Source organism: Balnearium lithotrophicum (genome assembly GCF_900182585.1).
Classification (GTDB): Bacteria; Aquificota; Aquificia; order Desulfurobacteriales; family Desulfurobacteriaceae; genus Balnearium; species Balnearium lithotrophicum.
On sequence record NZ_FXTM01000038.1, the window covers coordinates 1 to 5,401 of the forward strand.

Genomic DNA, 5,401 nt, shown 5'->3' on the forward strand with positions numbered 1-5,401 from the left:
AACTTTTACAACTTCGTTAGGCCTCATCAAGGTCTTGGTTATAAGACTCCAGTAGAGAAGTTTGAGGAATATATTAAAAAACTCCAGGGTGTCCACCATGTATTGAACGAGAACACCCCTGAGAAAGCAGACTTTAAGGGGAGAACCGTTCTCCACTATGCAGTTGAATCGGAGAACCTTACTCTCGTTAAGCAGTTCTACTTTCTAAAGGACATCCCCGACAAGGAGGGAGTTTATCCGATTCACATAGCCGTAGAGAAGGGAAGTTACGAAATTGTCTCCTTCCTTCTTGAAGTTGGAGCATCTCCAAATGTGAAGGACAAACTCGGAAAAACTCCTCTTCACTATGCAGCTGTCTTAGGGGACCTTAAGATTTCAAAACTTCTTGTTGAAAAAGGGGCAAATCCCTTAGAGCAGGACAAGTTGGGTAAAACCCCACTACACTACGCCCTTGCAAACGAATACAGAGAGCTCTTTGATTTCCTACTATCCCACGTCGAAAATGTCGATTTTAGGGACGTAGAGGGAAAGACCCTTCTCCACGAAGCTGCCGCTCTAAACGAACCGTCTCTGGTCAACTACCTTATTGAGGAGAAGGGATTCAATCCCAATACAGTGGATAAGGAGGGCAGGACGCCGTTACACTATGCGGCAATGAAAGGCTCAACCGAGGCTGCCGAGGTATTGATAAAACACGGGGCTGATATTGATGCCAGGGATAAGTTTGGTGGAGCTCCAATCCACTACGCAGCCGCCAACAATGCTGTTAATGTAATGGAGCTTCTTCTGAATCTCGGTGCAAATATAGAGGAGAGGAACAATTTTGGAAGGACTCCCCTTGCCTATGCGGTTATAAATGGGGCTGAAAAGTCTATAGAGTATTTGATACAGAAAGGGGCAAATGTAGATGTAAAGGATAACTCAGGAAAAACTCTCCTTCACTATGCAGTTGAAAAGGGAGATGTGGAACTAACAGGGAAACTCTGTAGGGCAGGAGCTGACCCAAACGTTACAGATGAAACCGGAGTAGCCCCAATTCATGTCGCAGCTGAGTTTAACCAGCCTAAGATAGTAGAGGCCCTTTTAGAGTGTAATGCAGACATCAACATACCTGATAAAAACGGCAGAACTCCTCTCCACTATGCAGCAATGAAAAATTCAACCGAAACTGCCGAGGTTCTGATAAAACACGGGGCCGATATCGATGCTAGGGATAAGTTTGGTGGAGCTCCAATCCACTACGCAGCTGCCAACAACGCTGTTGATATCCTAAAGCTCCTCGTTGAAAACGGGGGTAGTCCAGAGGTTAGAAACGAGTATGGAAAAACGCCTCTTCACTATGCTGCGATTAAGGGAGCTCTTGAAGCAGTGAAATTTCTGATAGAAACCGATGCTGACGTCAACGTTAAGGATAATACTGGAAAAACGCCTCTTCACTATGCAGTTGAGTCAAGAAATCCGGCTCTCGTAAAACTTCTTTTGGAAAGTGGAGCAGACCCTGAAGTTAGGGATAACAACAAGGAAACACCTTTAGAACTTGCAGTTAAACTTGATGCTGTAGAGATTCTGAAAGTTTTTCATGATAAAGGAGTAAACTTTAACATTAAGGGAGAGAAGGGAGAAACCCTTCTCCACACTGCAGCACTTAACGGTTCTATGGGTAGTATTCAATTTTTAATCGATGTTGCAGGACTTGATGTAAACAGCAGGGATGACTTTGGTAGGACTCCTCTCATAATGACGACAAAGAAGGATAGAATTGACGTTGCAAAACTCCTGATAGAGAAGGGAGCCCAAAAAATAAAGGACAACTACGGAAAAAATCCTTTACACTTCTGTTCCATCTACAACGCTAAAAATGTAGCATCACTGCTGGTTGAACTTGGGGAGGATGTAAAAGAAAAGGACTTTGTCGGAAAAACGCCCCTTCACTATGCCGCTGTAAGCAACAGTTCAGATGTAGCCGAGATACTACTGAAGGCTGGAGCAAATCCCCTTGAAAAGGACAAAACGGGGAGAACGCCACTCGATGAGGCAGTTGATAGTAAGAAGTTCAAGGTCTTAAAAGTGATAGCGAATTACTTACCGGACAACATCGAATCCGATTGAGCTGTAAAAATCTATTAAAGCCCTGTACCATTCTTCTCCTCTCTTCTTTGAAAGGAGAATTTCTGCAACAGGGCTTCCCTCTTTACAATTTGAAATGAGTTCAAAGTAGCTTTTAAATTTCCCTTTTAGAAATAGCTTTCCCTTATTTCTTCCCTTCAGGGATACTAAACTTGCCTTTTTAAGAACCCTTTTGTAATCCTTTCTGGACTTGGCAAGGAAGTAAAATTTGGCAGATTGTTTGTAGAGAACTTCCCTTTTCTTGAAACTGCGAGCCAATTTCTGAATTAGTTCTTCAGGGGTCTTCGAAGTTAAAACAAAACAGTTATTTAAAGAATCAGCATGCTTTTCTATGAGGGAGGCAATAAGGTATGCTCCTTTTCTACTTTCGCTCTCTTTGTAGTAACTGTAGAGTACGTTGAGAGCTCCCTTAAAGTTTCCGAGTTTATAAAGAGTTAAACCAAACATAATCTTAGCCTTTTCAAAGCCGTACCTTGTGGCTATTCCGTAGTAGTAAAGAGCTGCATCGTATATACCGTTCCTGTAAAAGTAGTTTCCCAAATAGAGGTAGATGAGTGGATGTTTTTTTGCCAATGACTCAAGCTCGTTAAGTTGCTCTTTAGAAATGTAACTGGTGACGAGAAAGAAATCCTCCGTAATAAATCCATTCTCCAAAGCCTTTAGGAACCAGTAGGATGCCAACTTTCTGTTGCCAATCGATTTATAGGCCTTCCCCAAGTAAAAGGCTGCCCTTTTTATTTTCTTTCTGTACGCACTTTCAAGTGGAGGTATTGCCTCTTCGTAATTCTTGCTTTTTAATTCTGCGAGGCCGTAACAGAAGTAACCCTCGGGAAATCCCCTTCTTGAGTATTCTTTGGATTCTTCTATAAGTTTATTGACATTTTCTATTTTCCCTGAGAGACATTTATCCATTTCCATTGGGATACAAGAGGAAAAAAACAGTGAGAAAATAGCAAGGAGAAGAATTACCATTTCCTCCCGACCTTGAACTTCAATCTGTACTTTGCTGACCTATCGGCAAAGGCACTTCCCGGGAAAAAAATACCTCCACCAACATCTATTCTAAACTTTCTATAATTTATGGAGTTTGAAAGTCCAATGCTAATTCCTAAAAATTTCCCTCTCTTTTTAAAAACCTTGTCGTTTACAATGGCCCATTTGCCGTTTTGTGATGTGTATGTATTTACCGTTAAACCAAAATTCTGTTTGTTTACTTTTATAAAAAACCTATTGATGTTCAACGGGTCTAAGTTAAGGAAAAAGTCATAATTGCTTTCAGAGAGGATTCTTCCCTTTGAGGTAAGAGGATAGGGGAGATTCCTGTCCACCGATAGGCCAGACTCAATACTATCTCCTTTAAAGCCAACTGTTGCTAAATAACCACCTTTTTCAGAGGAGGCCGTTGAAATGTAGAATTTCTTAAAGAATAAGCTAATGTTTCCCCAAAATCTCCTGTTTAACTTAAAATCCTTAAACGACCTTTTGGATTCATAGAGGGAGTTAGCTGTAAGTATTAAATCTGGGAACATTTTGTACCTTAAGCTTAAAGATGCAAACTTTAAGCCTTCTAAAGATACGTCGTTAGCACCATTTCTAAAGAAATTATCCCCTGCAAACATCTCAAAACTAAGGGGAAAAGGATTGTAGCTCAGTTCGAAACCTGGAGAGGATAAGTCCTCAAACGAGGAAATCCGTCTGAAAACTCCGGCATAGAAGGTATGAAAATTTCTTTTCTTCTCAATTAAAAATTTGTTAATGTAAGGATAAATATGGGATTCTCTGTAGTTCATAATGGTAATTCCTAAATCTTTGAAGTTCTCACTCTCTAAAAATAGATTGACTTTTTGAAAATTAAGATTTCCGAAGGAAAAGTCTCCTTTAAAGGAAAAGTTAATATTTCTCTTTTCCTTCTTTATTCTTGTTTCTGGAAAGTTAAATCTGGTAAATTTTATCGGCGATGGAATGTAAAGCTTGGAGGTTTTCTTTAAAATTTCCCTTACACTAACTTTTTTTTCTTCTGAGTTTGTACTTATTTTTTTTAATTTTACTGAGGATTTTCTCAAATTACTTTTATGCGGCAAAACCCATCTTGAAGGAATTAAATAGCATGTTCTCAGAAAGGAGTTTCTGTATTCTTTCTTTAATTTTCTATAGAAAACTTTTGCTGTTCTCTTCTTTTTCCAAAATCCTACTCTAAGAGTGAAATAGTTAGAAATTTTCTCTATCCTAACGTAAGGATAGCTCTTCAACAATTCCCTATAGGTTTCTTTTAGTTTGTGACTAAGTTTATGGTTTGAGGATATCTGGATACAGTAGTAAGTTTCCCTCTTTCCAGCTAATGCTACGGAGGTTAAAACTAAAAAGATGATTAGAAATCGAATCATACCTTTTTAGCGACAGTCTCTTCCTTTTTAATAAGAACTTCTATTAAATCCTTAAAACGACAGAATCTTAAAGCTATGTCAAGTTTACCACTTCCCCCTATTTTTGAAAGAATTGAGTTTATATAGTACTTAACAGTCTGCTCGGAAACATCAAGTTCCCTTGCTATTTCCTTGTTAATTTTTCCCTGAAGTATAAACCATATAATCTTTAATTCTTTGGGAGAAAAGTTGGTTCCTACTTTATAAACGAGCGATTGGTGGAGGAGACTTCTCCTTATCCAGATTTCACCCCTATCAACACAGACAAGAGCTTTGTAGAGGGTATCAGGTTTCATATTTTCATCAATAATACCCTTAATGGAGGGAAGTAAGTTGAGGAGAATTAAAATTTCGTTGCTCTTTAAGGTATAGTTTAAAAGAACTACTTTTTCGTTCTGGGAGTCCAATATAGCTTCCGTTTGGTTAAATAAAAAACAAACATCGCTCAATAGAATATCAGCTTCATTCATGTTATTAATAAATTGAATCTCGGAAGAGGGGATTTGATTTATGTACAGCGCTACAAGTTCTTTTATGAATTGGTGGTCTATACCCAAAAATACTTTTATTCCATCCTTTACCATACGAGCTCCACTCCCAAGAAGTAACCCTTTGTCGATAGGTCAAGATTTATGTCATTTATATCCTTAAGTTTTTTTCTTTCGTAAACCCAACCCCCGTTTAGTGATAACTGGTCGTTAATAAAATATTTGACTCCTACTAAAAATAAGTTGGCTTTATTCTTTGACAAGCTTATGTTCTCGTTCAATACATGGTGGACACCCTGGAGTTTTTTAATATATTCCTCAAACTTCTCTACTGGAGTCTTATAACCAAGACCTTGATGAGGC

General features: G+C 38.8%; 4 protein-coding genes and 1 pseudogene. 1 reads left to right on the plus strand and 4 read right to left on the minus strand.

The window, feature by feature from the left end; all coding sequences use genetic code 11:
- Window positions 1–2,109, plus strand: a 2,109-nt coding sequence (locus tag FN732_RS09295) for an ankyrin repeat domain-containing protein (protein WP_185954312.1), incomplete at its 5' end; no start/stop codon positions are given.
- On the opposite strand, the gene FN732_RS09300 is transcribed toward FN732_RS09295, so the two are convergent.
- The 4 genes and pseudogenes from FN732_RS09300 to FN732_RS09775 all read right to left on the minus strand — a co-directional run.
- Entirely contained in the window at window positions 2,083–3,045 is a 963-nt protein-coding gene (locus FN732_RS09300) for an SEL1-like repeat protein (RefSeq protein ID WP_221928621.1), read from the minus strand. The genes FN732_RS09295 and FN732_RS09300 overlap by 27 nt on opposite strands.
- A 47-nt stretch (window positions 3,046–3,092) precedes the next feature.
- Window positions 3,093–4,511: a hypothetical protein gene (locus FN732_RS09305; protein WP_142936265.1), complete on the minus strand. Its 1,419-nt coding sequence runs from the start codon at window positions 4,509–4,511 to the stop codon at window positions 3,093–3,095.
- On the minus strand, window positions 4,508–5,134 hold the full coding sequence (locus FN732_RS09310; RefSeq protein ID WP_142936266.1) for a helix-turn-helix transcriptional regulator: 627 nt from the start codon (window positions 5,132–5,134) through the stop codon (window positions 4,508–4,510). The genes FN732_RS09305 and FN732_RS09310 overlap by 4 nt, the downstream gene beginning before the upstream one ends.
- Window positions 5,128–5,401: pseudogene (locus FN732_RS09775) on the minus strand (hypothetical protein); the annotation flags it as partial. The pseudogene FN732_RS09775 and the gene FN732_RS09310, both read right to left, overlap by 7 nt.